The sequence below is a fragment of the Streptomyces sp. NPDC014734 genome, assembly GCF_043083325.1.
Lineage (GTDB): Bacteria > Actinomycetota > Actinomycetes > Streptomycetales > Streptomycetaceae > Streptomyces.
Map to the genome: position 1 here is coordinate 142,193 of NZ_JBIBYN010000018.1, position 15,498 is coordinate 157,690.

14 protein-coding genes and 1 riboswitch are annotated in these 15,498 nt (G+C 71.1%); of the genes, 10 read left to right on the top strand and 4 right to left on the bottom strand.

Annotated elements, in window-relative coordinates:
* Nucleotides 1-179 precede the first annotated feature (179 nt).
* The 7 genes from shc (at nucleotide 180) to ACF1CT_RS26105 (ending at nucleotide 6,681) form a co-directional block, all read left to right on the top strand.
* Complete coding sequence (gene shc / locus ACF1CT_RS26075) at nucleotides 180-2,180, top strand: squalene--hopene cyclase (protein ID WP_391786380.1); 2,001 nt, start codon at nucleotides 180-182, stop codon at nucleotides 2,178-2,180.
* Complete coding sequence (locus ACF1CT_RS26080) at nucleotides 2,180-2,839, top strand: 1-hydroxy-2-methyl-2-butenyl 4-diphosphate reductase (protein WP_391786381.1); 660 nt, start codon at nucleotides 2,180-2,182, stop codon at nucleotides 2,837-2,839. The genes shc and ACF1CT_RS26080 overlap by 1 nt, the downstream gene beginning before the upstream one ends.
* Before the next feature lie 5 nt (nucleotides 2,840-2,844).
* On the top strand, nucleotides 2,845-3,864 hold the full coding sequence (hpnH, locus tag ACF1CT_RS26085; protein WP_391786382.1) for an adenosyl-hopene transferase HpnH: 1,020 nt from the start codon (nucleotides 2,845-2,847) through the stop codon (nucleotides 3,862-3,864).
* 177 nt (nucleotides 3,865-4,041) lie between these two features.
* Entirely contained in the window at nucleotides 4,042-4,389 is a 348-nt protein-coding gene (locus ACF1CT_RS26090) for a hypothetical protein (protein WP_391786383.1), read from the top strand.
* Nucleotides 4,386-5,783 carry an aspartate aminotransferase family protein gene (locus tag ACF1CT_RS26095; RefSeq protein WP_391786384.1) on the top strand — a complete coding sequence of 466 codons (1,398 nt, stop codon included), beginning with the start codon at nucleotides 4,386-4,388 and terminating at the stop codon, nucleotides 5,781-5,783. The genes ACF1CT_RS26090 and ACF1CT_RS26095 overlap by 4 nt, the downstream gene beginning before the upstream one ends.
* Nucleotides 5,784-5,871: 88 nt before the next feature.
* Nucleotides 5,872-6,480, top strand: a complete 609-nt coding sequence (locus ACF1CT_RS26100; RefSeq protein WP_391786385.1) for a helix-turn-helix domain-containing protein — start codon at nucleotides 5,872-5,874, stop codon at nucleotides 6,478-6,480.
* Between the two features lie 33 nt (nucleotides 6,481-6,513).
* Nucleotides 6,514-6,681, top strand: a complete 168-nt coding sequence (locus tag ACF1CT_RS26105; protein ID WP_177328335.1) for a DUF6126 family protein — start codon at nucleotides 6,514-6,516, stop codon at nucleotides 6,679-6,681.
* 22 nt (nucleotides 6,682-6,703) lie between these two features.
* On the opposite strand, the gene ACF1CT_RS26110 is transcribed toward ACF1CT_RS26105, so the two are convergent.
* On the bottom strand, nucleotides 6,704-7,513 hold the full coding sequence (locus ACF1CT_RS26110; protein WP_391786386.1) for a tyrosine-protein phosphatase: 810 nt from the start codon (nucleotides 7,511-7,513) through the stop codon (nucleotides 6,704-6,706).
* 253 nt (nucleotides 7,514-7,766) lie between these two features.
* On the opposite strand from ACF1CT_RS26110, the gene ACF1CT_RS26115 reads away from it, so the two are divergent.
* From ACF1CT_RS26115 to ACF1CT_RS26125, 3 genes are all read left to right on the top strand, one after another.
* Complete coding sequence (locus ACF1CT_RS26115) at nucleotides 7,767-9,863, top strand: alpha-galactosidase (RefSeq protein WP_391786387.1); 2,097 nt, start codon at nucleotides 7,767-7,769, stop codon at nucleotides 9,861-9,863.
* Nucleotides 9,864-10,169: 306 nt separating this feature from the next.
* Nucleotides 10,170-10,324: riboswitch (cyclic di-AMP (ydaO/yuaA leader) on the top strand.
* Nucleotides 10,325-10,329: 5 nt separating this feature from the next.
* The gene (locus tag ACF1CT_RS26120) at nucleotides 10,330-11,283 is read left to right on the top strand and encodes a peptidoglycan DD-metalloendopeptidase family protein (protein WP_391786388.1); all 954 of its coding nucleotides are present in this window, start codon (nucleotides 10,330-10,332) and stop codon (nucleotides 11,281-11,283) included.
* A 200-nt stretch (nucleotides 11,284-11,483) separates the two neighbouring features.
* A complete protein-coding gene (locus ACF1CT_RS26125; protein WP_391786389.1) occupies nucleotides 11,484-12,329 on the top strand; it encodes an SGNH/GDSL hydrolase family protein in 846 nt (281 codons plus the stop codon).
* 62 nt (nucleotides 12,330-12,391) lie between these two features.
* On the opposite strand, the gene ACF1CT_RS26130 is transcribed toward ACF1CT_RS26125, so the two are convergent.
* From ACF1CT_RS26130 to ACF1CT_RS26140, 3 genes are read right to left on the bottom strand one after another with little or no spacing between them, the layout of a single operon-like run.
* Nucleotides 12,392-13,258, bottom strand: a complete 867-nt coding sequence (locus tag ACF1CT_RS26130) for an STM4011 family radical SAM protein (RefSeq protein WP_391786390.1) — start codon at nucleotides 13,256-13,258, stop codon at nucleotides 12,392-12,394.
* A gap of 7 nt (nucleotides 13,259-13,265) precedes the next feature.
* Entirely contained in the window at nucleotides 13,266-14,630 is a 1,365-nt protein-coding gene (locus ACF1CT_RS26135; protein ID WP_391786391.1) for an STM4012 family radical SAM protein, read from the bottom strand.
* On the bottom strand, nucleotides 14,627-15,442 hold the full coding sequence (locus tag ACF1CT_RS26140; RefSeq protein ID WP_391786427.1) for an STM4013/SEN3800 family hydrolase: 816 nt from the start codon (nucleotides 15,440-15,442) through the stop codon (nucleotides 14,627-14,629). The genes ACF1CT_RS26135 and ACF1CT_RS26140 overlap by 4 nt, the downstream gene beginning before the upstream one ends.
* Nucleotides 15,443-15,498 lie beyond the last annotated feature (56 nt).

The window sequence follows — 15,498 nt, forward strand, 5'->3', positions numbered from 1 at the left end:
GTCTCGCGCCCCTTGCGCGGGGGGGTGCCGGTGGGGGTTTTGGTTTTTTGTTTGATTCAATTATTGTTTGTGCCCTATGGTGCTCATTGGCCGGCCGGGGGGGGGGCGGCCCCCCGGGGGGGCCCCCCCCCGACGGAGACCCCAGCACAGCAGAGGAACCACTGCACGAAGGGGAAGCCATGACAGCGACGACCGACGGAAGCACCGGGTCCGTGAATTCCCGTGCAGCCGCGGCCAGCAACCCGACCGACACGAGCCTCGCCGCGGACGATGTGCTCGAAGCCGCGCGGCGCGCCACGGAACGCTCGGTGGAGCACCTCCTCGGCAGACAGGACGAGCAGGGCTGGTGGAAGGGCGACCTCGCCACCAACGTCACCATGGACGCCGAGGACCTGCTGCTCCGTCAGTTCCTCGGAATCCAGGACCAGGCCGTCGTGGAGGCGGCAGGCCGCTTCATCCGCGGCGAACAGCTCGCAGACGGCACCTGGGCCACCTTCCACGGCGGGCCCGGCGACCTCTCCGCCACCATCGAGGCGTACGTGGCCCTGCGGCTGGCCGGGGACCGGCCGGACGATCCGCACATGGCCCGCGCCGCACGCTGGATCAGGGAACAGGGCGGCATCGCCGGGAGCCGCGTCTTCACCCGCATCTGGCTCGCCCTCTTCGGCTGGTGGAGCTGGGAGGACCTGCCGGAGCTCCCGCCCGAGCTGATGTTCTTCCCCAAGTGGGTTCCGCTCAACATCTACGAGTTCGGCTGCTGGGCCCGCCAGACCATCGTGCCGCTCACCGTCGTCTCGGCGAAGCGGCCGGTGCGCCCGGCCCCGTTCCCGCTCGACGAACTCCACACCGACCCGCGCCGCCCCAACCCGCCGCGGCGAGCCGCCCCCGCCGCCAGTTGGGACGGGGTCTTCCAGCGCCTCGACAAGGCCCTGCACCTGTACCACCGGGTCGCCCCGCGCCGTCTGCGCCGGACCGCCATGAACGTCGCGGCCCGCTGGATCGTCGAACGCCAGGAGAACGACGGCTGCTGGGGCGGTATTCAGCCGCCCGCCGTGTACTCCATCATCGCCCTGCACCTGCTCGGCTACGACCTGGACCATCCGGTGATGCGGGCCGGTCTCGCCTCGCTCGACCGGTTCGCCGTGTGGCGCGAGGACGGCGCCCGGATGATCGAGGCGTGCCAGTCCCCGGTCTGGGACACCTGCCTCGCCACCATCGCCCTGGCCGACGCCGGGGTGAGCCCCGACCACCCCGCCCTGGTCAGGGCCGCGGACTGGATGCTCGGCGAGGAGATCGACCGGCCCGGTGACTGGGCGGTGCGCCGTCCCCGGCTCCAGCCGGGCGGCTGGGCGTTCGAGTTCCACAACGACAACTACCCGGACATCGACGACACCGCCGAGGTCGTCCTCGCCCTGCGCAGGGTCCGCCACCCCGACGCCGCGCGCATCGAGGCGGCCATCGGGCGCGGCGTGCGCTGGAACCTCGGCATGCAGTCCCGCAACGGGGCCTGGGGCGCGTTCGACGCCGACAACACCAGCCCGTTCCCCAACCGGCTGCCCTTCTGCGACTTCGGCGAGGTCGTCGACCCGCCGTCCGCCGACGTCACCGGACACGTGGTGGAGATGCTCGCCGTCGAGGGACGCGCGGGGGACCCCGCCACCCGGCGCGGCATGGAGTGGCTGCTCGCCGAACAGGACGCGTGCGGAGGCTGGTTCGGCCGCTGGGGTGTCAACTACGTCTACGGCACGGGGTCCGTGGTGCCCGCCCTGGTCGCCGCCGGACTGCCCGCCGCGCACCCGGCGATCCGCCGCGCGGTCGTCTGGCTGGAGTCCGTGCAGAACGACGACGGCGGCTGGGGCGAGGACCTGCGCTCGTACCAGGAGGACAAGTGGATCGGCCACGGGGCCTCCACCGCCTCCCAGACCGCGTGGGCGCTGCTCGCCCTGCTCGCCGCGGGACGGCGGGACAGCGCGGCCGTGCGACGAGGCGTCGCCTGGCTCACCGACACCCAGCGGAGCGACGGCTCCTGGGACGAGCCCTATTTCACCGGCACCGGCTTTCCCTGGGACTTCTCCATCAACTACCACCTCTACCGGCAGGTCTTCCCGCTCACCGCACTCGGGAGGTACGTGCACGGCGAACCGTTCGCCGGCCGCACGGCCGGCCGCGAGGGGGCCTGATGGGCGATGGCCCAGGGCACGCCGGCCCCGCGACCCCGCTGCTGATCGCCTGTGCGCTCGGCATCGAGCAGTTCGCCCTGCGCAGCGGCAGGAGCAGGGCCGGAGCGGCTGCCGGCCCCGTGACCGTACTGCGTACGGGCATGGGCCCCAGGGCCGCCGGGACGACCGTGTCGCGGGTGCTCGGCCGGGACCGGCCGCCCGGCACCGCGGTCCTCGCCTCGGGCTTCTGCGCCGGGCTGTCACCCGGCATGCACCCCGGTGACCTGGTGGTCGCCGACGAGACCCGGGGCGCGGGGGACCCGACTCCCTGCACCGGCACGGGGCTGCTCGCCGAGGCCCTCGCCCGGGCGGTTCCCGGCCGCACCGTCCACATCGGCCCACTGACCGGTTCCGCCCATGTCGTGCACGGACACGAGCGGGCCGAACTGCGGGCCGCCGGAGCCATCGCGGTGGACATGGAGTCCGCCGCCACCCTGGGCGCGGCGCTGCGGTCCGGGCCCCGCCCGGTTGCGGCCGTACGGGTGATCGTGGACGCTCCGGAGCACGAGCTCGTCCGTATCGGGACGATACGCGGTGGAATATCGGCTTTCCGTGTTCTCCGTGCCGTCCTGCCGGCTTTCTATGAATGGCACCGTTCCTTGCCGCTCCCCAGGAGGTGAGCCAGATGGCCATGCCGCTCCGTCAGTCCATCAAGGTCGCGACGTATCTGATGGAACAGAAGCTCCGCAAGCGGGACAAGTTCCCGCTCATCGTGGAACTGGAGCCGTTGTTCGCCTGCAATCTCGCGTGCGAGGGCTGCGGGAAGATCCAGCATCCGGCAGGGGTGCTGAAGCAGCGCATGCCGGTCGCCCAGGCCGTGGGCGCCGTCCTCGAATCGGGCGCCCCGATGGTCTCCATCGCCGGTGGCGAACCGTTGATGCACCCTCAGATCGACGAAATCGTCCGGCAACTGGTGGCCCGGAAGAAGTACGTGTTCCTCTGCACCAACGCCATGCTGTTGCGGAAGAAGATCGAGAAGTTCACGCCCTCCCCGTTCTTCGCGTTCGCCGTGCACATCGACGGGCTGCGCGAGCGGCACGACGAGTCCGTCGCCAAGGAAGGCGTCTTCGACGAGGCGGTGGCGGCGATCAAGGAGGCCAAGCGGCGCGGTTTCCGGGTCACCACGAACTCCACCTTCTTCAACACCGACACCCCGCAGAACGTCATCGAGGTCCTCAACTACCTCAACGACGAGCTGAAGGTCGACGAGATGATGATCTCGCCCGCCTACGCGTACGAGAAGGCGCCCGACCAGGAGCACTTCCTCGGTGTCGAGCAGACCCGCGAACTGTTCAAGAAGTCGTTCGCGGGTGGCAACCGGCGGCGCTGGCGGCTGAACCACTCACCGCTCTTCCTGGACTTCCTGGAGGGCAGGGCGGACTTCCCCTGCACCGCGTGGGCCATTCCGAACTACTCGCTTTTCGGCTGGCAGCGGCCCTGCTATCTGATGAGCGACGGATACGTTCCCACGTACCGCGAACTCATCGAGAAGACCGACTGGGACAAGTACGGACGCGGCAAGGACCCGCGTTGCGCCAACTGCATGGCGCACTGCGGCTACGAACCCACAGCCGTCCTCGCCACCATGGGATCGCTGAAGGAGTCGCTGCGCGCCGCGCGTGACACCGTCTCGGGCAACCGCTGACGACGACGACCGCAGGGGAACCGGCTGCCGGCCCGGCCGTCCGCGACGCGCCGCGCCGTGCGAATCGGCCGGGCCGGCGGCGCGTCGGCGGCCCGGGGCACGGGCGGCGCGGGAACCCGCCGGGCGCTCCCGCGCCGTTGTGGGCCGAACAGGATGCAGGGAGAGGGGGGAGCGGGCGTGACGTCCGTCGAGAACATCCGCGGGCCGCGCGTGCTCAGGACGCCGGGCGAGGAACGACTCACCGAACCCGCCCGGGAAGCCGGGGAGTTGCCCGGTCCGCGCGGTGGGTCCCGTCACCGGCGCACTTCACCCGGTCGCCGCCGTCCGCGCCGCCTTCTCGGCCGGGCCCCCGGCCCGGCCCGCCGGGGGGCGCGCGCCGACGTCCCCGAGCGGCTCCCCGCCCACGGCAGGCGTGCCGGGGCACCGCCGGACAGCGGACTCGCCCCGGTCGGGATCGACGGAAGGATCAGCGCCGATCCGGTCACCGGGGGAGCGGCGGAACGGAGTGAGGAGAGCGCGGAATGAAGGACGACGGATCCAGCGGTTTCGATCTGGCTCGGCTCCTCGCGGAGCGCGGCGCCGAGCGTTACGAACTGCACACCAGGCACCTCAACCACCAACTGCCCCGGATGCTGCACACGATCGGCTTCGACAAGGTCTACGAACGGGCCGAGGGCGCGTACTTCTGGGACGAGGAGGGCAACGACTACCTCGACATGCTCGCCGGATTCGGCGTGATGGGTCTCGGCCGCCACCACCCCGTCGTGCGCAAGGCGCTGCACGACGTCCTGGACGCCTCGCTCGCCGACCTGACCCGCTTCGACTGCCAGCCACTGCCGGGACTGCTGGCCGAGCGGCTGCTCGCGCACAGCCCGCACCTGGACCGGGTCTTCTTCGGCAACAGCGGCACGGAGGCCGTGGAGACCGCGTTGAAGTTCGCGCGGTACGCCACCGGCCGGCCCAGGATCCTCTACTGCGCCCACGCCTTCCACGGGCTGACGACCGGCTCGCTCTCGGTCAACGGTGAGAGCGGATTCCGGGACGGCTTCGCCCCGCTGCTGCCGGACACCGCCGTCGCGCTCGGCGATCTCGACGCGCTGGACCGGGAGCTGAGGCGCGGCGACGTCGCCGCGCTGGTCGTCGAGCCGATCCAGGGCAAGGGCGTCCACGCCGCACCGCCCGGCTATCTGCGGGCCGCGCAGGAACTGCTGCACCGGCACCGGGCGCTGCTGATCGCCGACGAGGTGCAGACCGGCCTCGGCCGCACCGGCGACTTCTACGCGTACCAGCACGAGGAGGGCGTCGAGCCCGATCTGGTCTGCGTCGCGAAGGCTCTCTCCGGTGGCTATGTGCCCGTCGGGGCGACGCTCGGCAAGGACTGGATCTTCAAGAAGGTCTACTCCTCGATGGACCGGGTCCTGGTCCACTCCGCGAGCTTCGGCTCCAACGCCCAGGCGATGGCGGCCGGGCTCGCGGTCCTCGCGGTGATGGAGGACGAGGAGATCGTCGCCCGCGCCCGCCGCACCGGAGATCTCCTGCGCGAACGGCTCGGCGCGCTGGTCGGCCGCTACGAGCTTCTGCACGAGGTGCGCGGTCGCGGACTGATGATCGGCATCGAGTTCGGCCGGCCGTCGTCGTTGAAGCTGCGCGGCGGCTGGACGATGCTGCAGGCGGCGCGCAAGGGCCTCTTCGCGCAGATGGTGGTGGCACCCCTGCTGCGCAAGCACCGCATCCTCACCCAGGTCTCGGGCGATCACCTGGAGGTGATCAAGCTGATTCCTCCCCTGGTGATCGGGGAGCCGGAGGTGGACCGGTTCGTCACGGCCTTCACCGCGGTGATGGACGACGCGCACAGTGGCGGCGGACTGATGTGGGACTTCGGCAGGACCCTGGTGAAGCAGGCCGTCGCCAACCGCTGACCGTCCGCGCCGGTCCGCCGGGGCGATAGGCTTTTGCCTCGGAGGCAAGAGATTTGCCTCCGAGGAAAGTTTTTGGCCCAATGGGCACATGAACACTCCGGATGGAGCGGCGGCCGACGAGCTGCCCGAGGTCGCGCCGAGGCTGCGCGATCTGCGCCGGGGCCGCGGTCTCACGCTGGAGGCCGCCGCCCAGCGGGCCGGGCTGTCGCCCGCCCATCTCTCCCGGCTCGAAACGGGCCGTCGCCAGCCCTCGCTGCCGATGCTGCTCGGTCTTGCCAGGATCTACGGTACGACGGTCTCGGAATTGCTCGGCGAGACACCCCCGGAACGTGACGCGATCATCCGCGGCGGAACGTTCGAGGGGGCCGAGGCCGACGGCTGGCTGTATCGACGGGCCGGCGGTTCGGGCCACGGGATGCAGGCACTCCGCGTCCGGGTCCCGTACGGCGCGCAGGGCGACCTGGTGCGTGTGCACCCGGGCGAGGAGTGGCTGTACGTGCTCGCCGGCCACCTGCGGGTCACCCTCGGGGACACCCTGCACGATCTGGCGCCGGGGGACAGCGCGCATTTCGACTCGCTGACCCCGCACCGGATCACGGCCGTCGACCGCGACGGTGCCGAGCTCCTCTTCGTCCACACCCTGCTGCAGAGCCCCGCCGCCGAGCTGTGTCTCGGCGGCGGCATCCACCGTCACTGAGACCGGTCCGGCCGGTTACCAGAGAGGACTGTCATGTCCGATTCGGAGAACTTCGACCCGCTCGGGTCGACCAAGAAGTACGAGGCCCAGGAGCGGAAGTTCCCCCGCGGCGTGGTGATCCGGCTGTTCGCGTATCTCATCGCCGGACACATCTTCGCGGCCTTCCTCTACCTGTTGTTCGCGGTGGCGGGCAAGGGCTGACCGCCACCGCGGACAGCCGTCGTCAGGCCGTGTCCAGAAGCCGGTCGCGCAGCCGCTCGCGGGCCCCGGGGGTGAGCCCCAGCCCCTCGGAGAGGTAGCGCTCCGTGCTGCCCCAGGTCTCCTCCATGGTGGCGAAGGCCGCGGCGAGGTAGTCCGGCTGGGCGCCGAAGAGCGGATTCAGCAGCTCCATCACCTCGGCCGACATGCCGTCCGCCGAGGTGTCGCTGCGGTGGATCCGGTACCGGCGGTGCGCGTCGTTGGACTTCAGGTAGTCGGCCTCGATGGCGTCGCGCTCGACGCCGACCGCGAGCAGCGACACGGCGATCGACAGACCGGCACGGTCCTTGCCCGCGGCGCAGTGCATCAGAGCCGGAACACTGTCCTCGGCCAGGGCGCGCAGCACCCGGCCGTGCTCGACCGTGCGGTCCAGGACGATCGAGCGGTACGAGGCGATCATCCGGTCCGCCCCCTTGCCGTCCGCGAGGAGCGAGCGCAGCTGGTCGAGGTCGCCGTCGCGCACCATCCGCCAGAATTCGGCGCCGTCGGCCGGGTCGGAGAGCGGGATGCTCAGATTCCGCACGCCCGGCAGCTCCACGTCGAGGCCGTCGAGCCGGCGATCGGAGGCATTGCGGAAGTCGAAGACCGTGTGCAGCCCGAGACCGCTGAGGAACGCGGTGTCCGCGGCCGTGGCGTGCGCGAGGTGCCCGCTGCGAAACAGCCTCCCGTGCCGCACCCGTCGGCCGTCCGCGGTGGGCAGTCCGCCCACGTCGCGGAAGTTGCGGACGCCCGCCAGCTCCGGTTCCGTCGACGGGATCTGCGGCTGCTGCGTCACGGTGACTCCTGAGGGTGTGCTGGCGTCGACGCGAGCCGCCGGCAAGGCCACCGGCCGCGACGCTACGACATCGGTTCCTCAGGCAATCATCTCGTCCCTTCTCCTGTCGATACCCCGCCCCCTTCCCGTGCCGTCACACCGCCGGCCGTCGTGCAAGCGGTCGTGAGTCCGTCGGTGGATCACGCGTCGCAACCGTTGCCCCGCTGCCTGTGATGGTTGATGATGTGCGGAACTGTTGGAATGTGGGGATGCGATGATCGAGACGGGCGACTCGGGCCGGACCTGGCTGCTCACCGGGGCGAGCAGCGGCTACGCACTACGGCTCACGGAGCGGGACGAACTGATCCACCTGCACTGGGGGCCACGGATCTCCCTCGCGGCGGCGGAGGCCCTGGCCGCCGCGCCGGAGCCGCCGCCCAGGGGGTTCGAGTCCCCGCTCGACGGCCGCGAGGAGTATCCGGTCGAGGGCGGCCCCCGGTTCGTGCGTCCGGCCCTCTCGGTGCGCACCCCGGAGGTTCGCGGCACCGAGTGGACCTTCGTCGACGCCGTGGTCGAAGGCGACGAACTGCGGGTCCACTTCACCGACCGGGTGCACCGACTCGCCCTCACCCTGCACTACCGGATGCGGGACGACTCCGACGTGATCGAGCGCTGGGCCACCGTCGCCCACGCCGGGCCGGACGGACCCTCGCTGGAACTGCTGCGCGCCGACGCCGCCGCGTGGACGCTGCCCGCCCGGGACGGCTGGCGGCTGAACCGGCTGCACGGCCGCTGGGCGGCGGAGACGCGACTCGCGCGGACGGAGCTCACCTACGGCGAGAGCGTCATTTCCAGCAGGCGAGGCCACACCGGGCACCAGCACCTGCCGTGGGTCGCGCTCGACGCGGACGGCGCGGCCACCGAGGAACACGGCGAGGTGTACGGCTGCGCCCTCGGCTGGTCCGGCTCATGGCGGATCTCCGTACAGCAACTCCCCGACGGGGTCGTGCAGATCACCGGAGGCGCCGGCCACGACGACGCGGGGCTGCTGCTGCTCGCGCCGGGCGAGTCGTACGTCACCCCCGTCTTCGCCGGACTGTGGAGCGGGGAGGGCTTCGGCGGTGCGAGCCGCGCCTGGCACGCCTGGCAGCTGGCGCACGTCGTCCCGGACGCACGGCAGTTGCGGCCGGTCCTCTACAACTCATGGGAGGCGACCGGCTTCGACATCTCCCGGGACCAGCAACGCACCCTGGCGGAGCGCGCGGCGGCGATGGGCGTCGAGCTGTTCGTCGTGGACGACGCCTGGTTCGGGCGGCGCACCAGCGACCGGGCCGGACTCGGGGACTGGACACCGAATCCGGACCGCTTCCCCGGCGGGCTGAAACCACTGGCCGACGAAGTGCACGGCCTCGGCATGCAGTTCGGCATCTGGGTCGAACCGGAAATGGTCAATCCCGACAGCGATCTCTATCGTGCGCACCCCGAGTGGGTGCAGCATTTCCCAGGACGTGAACGGACCGAGTTCCGTCATCAACTGGTGCTCAATCTGGCCCGGAGCGACGTTCGCGAGTATCTCTGGGAACAACTGGACGCCCTGCTGACCAATGCTCCGATCGATTACGTGAAATGGGACTTCAACCGCAGCTTCACGGACGCGGGATGGCCGGGTGAGGAATATCCGCAGAAACTCTGGGTCGAACATGTCGACGGTCTGTACGCGTTGATCGACCGGCTGCGGGCCGCGCATCCCTCGGTGGCCTTCGAGTCCTGCTCGGGCGGCGGTGGCCGGATCGACCTGGGCATCCTCTCCCGCACCGATCAGGTGTGGACCTCGGACAACACCGACCCGCTCGACCGCCTCGCCATCCAGGAGGGATTCGGCCAGATCCATCCCGCCCGGGTGATGGCAGCCTGGGTCACCGACAGCCCGAACGTGCAGCTCAACGACCGGGTCAGCTCCCTGCGCTTCCGCTTCGTGAGCGCGATGGCCGGCGTGCTCGGGGTGGGTGGCGACCTTGCCGAGTGGAGTGCGGAGGACCTGGCCGAGGCGCGGAACTGGGTCGACCTCTACAAGGAGATCCGGCCGGTGGTGCAGCACGGGGCGCTGTACCGGCTGCGCGCCCCGCGCGGCGGGCTGAGCGCGGTGCAGTACGTCCACGGCGAGGAGACCGTGGTCCTGATGTGGCTGCAGGCGCAGCGCTTCGGGGAGCGGCCGCCGGCCCTGCGACTGCGCGGACTCGACCCGGCGGCGACGTACACCTGTCTGGACACGGGGTCGGTGCACCACGGGTCGGTGCTGCTCCACCAGGGGCTGCACAGCGGGCTCCGGGGCGACCTGGACGCGCGGGTGCTGAGGCTGCGGCGCGCGTGAACGCGCACCGATCTCTGCCATGTCCGTAATGAGTTGATTTTATGGAATGTGTGTCGATTGATCCGCTCGCGGGTTTCCGGCTCGTGAGCGGGATCATATCCGTGACCGTACGTGCTGGCGGAGGGGTCGGATATTCCGTGTGCGGCGCGGAAATTCAAGATCCGTAATCCACGGAGGGTGACCGGAATTCCGCGCCGAATTCCCGGCGTGGAATCCGGTGCGGAACCAATGGCTTGTTCTCGCCGTCCCGACTCGCTTACGGTCACCGTCAATCCGGCCGGACCGCCTAATCCTGCCGCCGACCGGATATCGCACCCACTCATCGCGTGGCAGGAGCGGGGGAACCAGGTAGGCCGCCGAACGGAGAAATCCGGTCGGCTCGGGGTGAAGTCGCGCTCGCCGCGACCGGGCATCTCCAGCCCGAACCCGACAGCTCACCTCGTAGGCGCCGGAGAGGAAGCACGTCATGCCCATCGCGGGTAAGCACCGTCGTACCAGGACCAGCACCATCGCCCGCGGCGTCGCCGCCGTGAGCACCGGCGGCGCCGTCATCGCCCTGCCGCTGCTGGGCGCCACCGGCGCCCACGCCGCGGAGCAGTCGGCCCCGGCCGCCGCCCCGAAGTCGGCCTCCGCCGCACACGCCGCCCCGGCCCAGCAGGCCGCCCAGAAGCAGGCCGCCACCACGACGTACTCCGTCGTCGCGGGCGACTACCTGTCGAAGATCGCAGCCGAGCACAAGGTCGACGGCGGCTGGCAGAAGCTCTACCAGGACAACCGCGCGGTCGTCGGCGACGACCCGAGCCTGATCTTCCCGGGCATGAAGCTGACGCTCGGCGCCAAGGCCTCCGGCGCCTCCGCGCCCACCGGCGCGGGTGCGGGCTCCTCGCTCCCGTCGAAGGCCCCCGCGGCGCCGTCGGCGACCGTCGAGAAGTCCGCCCCCGCCAAGTCGGCCCCGGCCAAGCCCTCCACGGTCACGGAGTCGAAGACGTCCGCCCCGGCCGACCGGAGCAGCGCCTCCGGTTACGTGCACCCGGTTCCCGGCAACCACACCACCGGTTACCGCGCCTCCGGCTCGAACTGGTCCAGCGGCAGCCACACCGGGATCGACTTCCCCGTCTTCACCGGCACCGGCGTGAAGGCCATCACCTCCGGCACCGTCGTCACCGCGGGCTGGGGCGGCGCGTACGGCAACCAGGTCGTCATCAAGCACGCCGACGGCCGCTACTCGCAGTACGGCCACCTGTCCTCGATCTCCGTCTCGGCGGGCCAGTCCGTGGGCGCCGGTCAGCAGATCGGCCTCTCCGGTTCCACCGGCAACGCCACCGGTCCGCACCTGCACTTCGAGGTCCGCACCGGTCCGGGCTACGGCTCGGACATCAACCCGATCGCCTACCTCGCCGCGCACGGCGTCTACGTCTGAGCCGAACGGCCGGACGGCCGCAGCGGCCAGGTGTGACCTGGGCGACAACGAAGGGGCGGTGCGCGGCGGCGCACCGCCCCTTCTGCTCCCCAGCTCGTTATTCCCCTGTCGCAGACCCTGACCGGGTGGTCTATCTCACCACCCGTCAACCCCTTATTACGGTCGCGTAGGTCACATTCGTCGGTGCAGGATAAGCCCTTGTGGCAGACGATTCGAGAAACAACCAACGTGACGTCATCGACCGGCAGGGCGTCATCGGGTCGTACGCGGCGATCGGCGACAGCTTCACCGAGGGAGTCGGAGACCCCGGTCCGGACGGGACCTACGTCGGCTGGGCGGACCGTTTCGCGGTACTTCTCGCGGACCAGCTCCCGGACCCCGACGCGGCGACGAGCACCGAAGGCCCCACGCACGCGGATTTCAGGTACGCCAACCTCGCCGTACGCGGACGCCTCCTCGACCAGATCGTCGAGGAGCAGGTGCCGCGTGCCAGGGAACTGGCACCCGACCTGGTGACCTTCTGCGCCGGCGGCAACGACATCATCAGGCCCGGAACCGACCCGGACGACGTGGCCGAGCGGTTCGAGCGCGCCGTCGCCGAGCTCGCCCGGTCGGTCGGCACCGTCATGGTCACCACGGGCTTCGACACCCGGGGCGTTCCCGTGCTGCGCCACCTGCGCGGCAAGATCGCCACGTACACCGCCCACGTGCGGTCCATCGCCGACCGCTACGACTGCCCCGTCCTCGACCTGTGGTCGCTGCGCTCCGTCCAGGACCGGCGCGCCTGGGACGACGACCGGCTCCACCTGTCCCCCGAGGGACACACCCGGGTCGCACTGCGCGCCGCCCAGGTCCTCGGGCTGGAGGTACCGGCCGACCCGGACCAGGCGTGGCCCCCGCAGGACCGGCGCGGCACGCTCGAAGTACGCAGGGACGACATCCACTGGGCGCGCGAGTACCTGGTTCCGTGGATCGGCCGACGGCTGCGCGGTGAATCCTCGGGCGACCACGTCGAGGCGAAGCGCCCGGACCTCCTCCCGCTCTGAGACGCGTCCCGGGACGCGCCCCGGGCCGGACGCCGCCCCGGGCGCGTCCGGCCCGTCGGTGCTCAGGCCGGGCCGGTGGGCGCCGCCGGTATCCGCTCCAGCACCCCGCCCGCGAACACGTCGTACAGCGGCAGCGTCTCCAGGTGCACGTAGCCGATGTGGCAGTCGCACACGGCCAGTGGACACGCGCGCGGAGCGAGCGCACGCCGGTAACTGCCGTCGTAGAGGTTGCCGAGCTGCGCCGGAACGAAATGGCAGCGCCGCACCGTCCCGTCGCCGTCGACCGAGATCACCGACTCGCCCGTCCGGCAGGGCAGCCCGGCCGAGCGGTGCGGATGCCGGCTGTACGGGAAGAGCGGATCGAGGGCCGTCCAGCGATCCGCCTCCGGGTCCGTGTAGGTGTGCCCCTCCGCGGCGTTCACCCAGAGGTAGACCTCTTCCGGAAGCGCGGCCCGCAGCCGCCGTGCCTCGTCGAGATGCTCGTCGAGCCCGACGACACCGACACTGTGACGGATGCCGAGGGCGGACAACTCCCGGCACTTGCCCAGGAACCGTTCGTACGGCGTCTGCCCCGGGTGGTACGTGCACCAGAGCGCGATCTTCTCCCGCCCGGCGTCACCCGCCTCGGCCAGCCAACCGGTACGGCTGCTGAGATTGGTCTGGATCGCGACCCGGCCGATGTGCGGCAGTCGCGCGAGCTCCACCAGCGCACGGCGGTACCAGGACCGGACCAGCCCCTCGCCCCACGGGGTGAACAGCACCGAGAGCCGGTCGCCGGTCTGCTCCGCCGCCCACGCGGTGAACCGCTCCAGCGCCGCCCGGTCGGCACGCAACTGCTCCCGGCTGTCGCGTCGCTTGGCGAACGGGCAGTACGGACAGTCGTAGTCGCAGGACGCGAGCGGGCCCCGGTAGAGGATGGTCAGGTCCATAGCGTGCTCACTTCAGTTCGTACGCGGCCATCGCGGCCCGCACGCGGGGGGAGAAGAGTTCGGGGCCCAGCGCGTCGGAATGGGCGAGACCCTCCGGGGAGAGCCGCAGCAGGCCGGACGCCCCGGCCGCGGTGTCGAGCCAGCCGCGCTCCTCGAACCGGGCCAGCTCGATGGGGAAGTCGTCGGCGGGGGCGCTGCCGAATCGCTGTCGGTAATCGGCCAGGGACAGCCCCTCGGCCTGGAGGACCGACTGCAGCAGGTGGCGCCGCCGGGCCTCGTCGCCGTCGACGAACCGTCCGACCTCGGCGCGCGAGAAGTCGTCCGTGGCGGTGTAGCCGTCGATGATCGCCCGCACCTCGCGCATCTCCACCGCGTAGTCGAAGGAGTAGTGCAGCCTCGTGGTGTACGAACGGGCGCCGCACCCCAGACCGATCATGCCGTCGGTCTGGCACGCGTAGTCGTCGGGGCCCTCCGTCCGCGGTGCGTCGACGCGACGGAACATCCGCATCGACACCTGCTCGTAGCCGTGGGCGAGGAGGTGGTCCCGGCCGGCGCGGTACAGCCGCAGCCGCTGCTCGTCCCACGCGGCGTCCGCCGCCGCCTCGCCGTCCGCGCCCAGCCGCCCGAGCCCGGTCAACGGGCGGACGTACAGCGGGTAGAGGTACAGCTCCTCCGGCCGCCAGTGCAGCGCCGCGTCCAGCGACGTGCGCCAACTCTCCTCGGTCTGGCCGTCGATGCCGTAGATCAGGTCGATGTTGAGGATAGGGATCCCGGCATCGCGTATCCGGTCCAGCGCCGACTCCACATCGGCGCGCCGCTGCGGTCTCACGGCGGCCCGGGCCTCGGACTCGACGAAGCTCTGCACGCCGATGCTGATCCTTGTCGTTCCCCGGTCGGCGAGCACGGCCAGCCGGTCGGCGGTCGCGGTCGAGGGCGAGGTCTCGACCGACAGCGGAACGGCCCGCAGGTCGGCGCCCATCCGCTTCTCCGCGATGTCGCAGAGCCGCTCCAACTCCGCGGCGGTCAGATATGTGGGCGTGCCCCCGCCGAACGCCGCCGCGGCGAAACGCACCGGGTCGGCATCGCCCAGCGCGTCACGGACGGCGACGGCCTGCCGGTCCAGCGCGTCGAGGTACCGGGTCGTCAGCTCGTCGGGGGCGCCGATCCGGGTGAAGAGGTTGCAGAAGCCGCAGCGGACCTCGCAGAACGGTATGTGGAGGTAGAGCGAGAGCGCGTCCTTGCGCTCGGCTGCCCACAGCTCGCGCAGCTCGGGCCGCTCCGCGAGCGGCCGGTAGGCGGTCTTGTGCGGATAGGCGTAGACATAGCTCCGGTACGGGCGGACGGTCCGCGCGGCGGTCGTGGTGCGGATCATGACGCGGTGGCCCCCGGTTCCAGGAAGAAGTGCGCGTACGGGACCGTCCACACGGACTCGTGGCCGATCCGGTGCCCGGTGTAGCCGTCGTCCCCGTACGCGGTGCCGTGGTCGGAGCAGACGATGGCGAAGCAGCGGCGGCGGCTGCTCGCGGCGGCGAAGAGGCGGCCGATGTGGGCGTCGACATACTCCAGGGCGGCGGCGTGGCTGGCACGGGAATCGCCCGCGTCCCGCGTCGCCCCCGGCAGATGGAACCAGTTGGGCTGATGCAGCGCGGACACGTTCACGAACAGGAACAGCCGCCGGTGCGCGGGAAGACCGGCGACGACCCGCTCGGCACGGGCCACCTGTGCCTCGAAGGACGTCGGCGAGGCGACACCGAACTCCGGCTCCCAGTGGCTCTCCCGGAACAGGCCCGGCAGGACCGATCCCAACGGCCCCTGTTTGTTGAAGAACCCGACGCCGCCGATGCACACCGTGTGGTATCCGGCCGCGGCGAGCCCGGACGGCAGATCGGGCGTGTCGAAGACGAAGGTGCCCGACGCGGTCGACTCGCTGCCCGCGAACCGGGCCGCGAACAGCCGGGGGTGCGGCCCCGGACCCGCCGGTGTCGGCAGGAACCCGGCGAACATCGCCTGATGGGAGGCGTAGGTGAAACTGCCGGGCGCATGCCGCTCCTCCCAGACACCGCCCGGCAGATGACGTGCGAGATGAGGGATGCGCCCCGCTGCCGCGAGCTCCGTCGCCACGTCGTGGCGCAACGTGTCCAGGGTGACGAACAGCAGGTCGTGGCTGCCCACGACCTCGCTCATGTCGGGGTTCCCGCACGTGCCGGGGTTCTCGTTCGAGGCCGGTGTCCCGGCGGTCT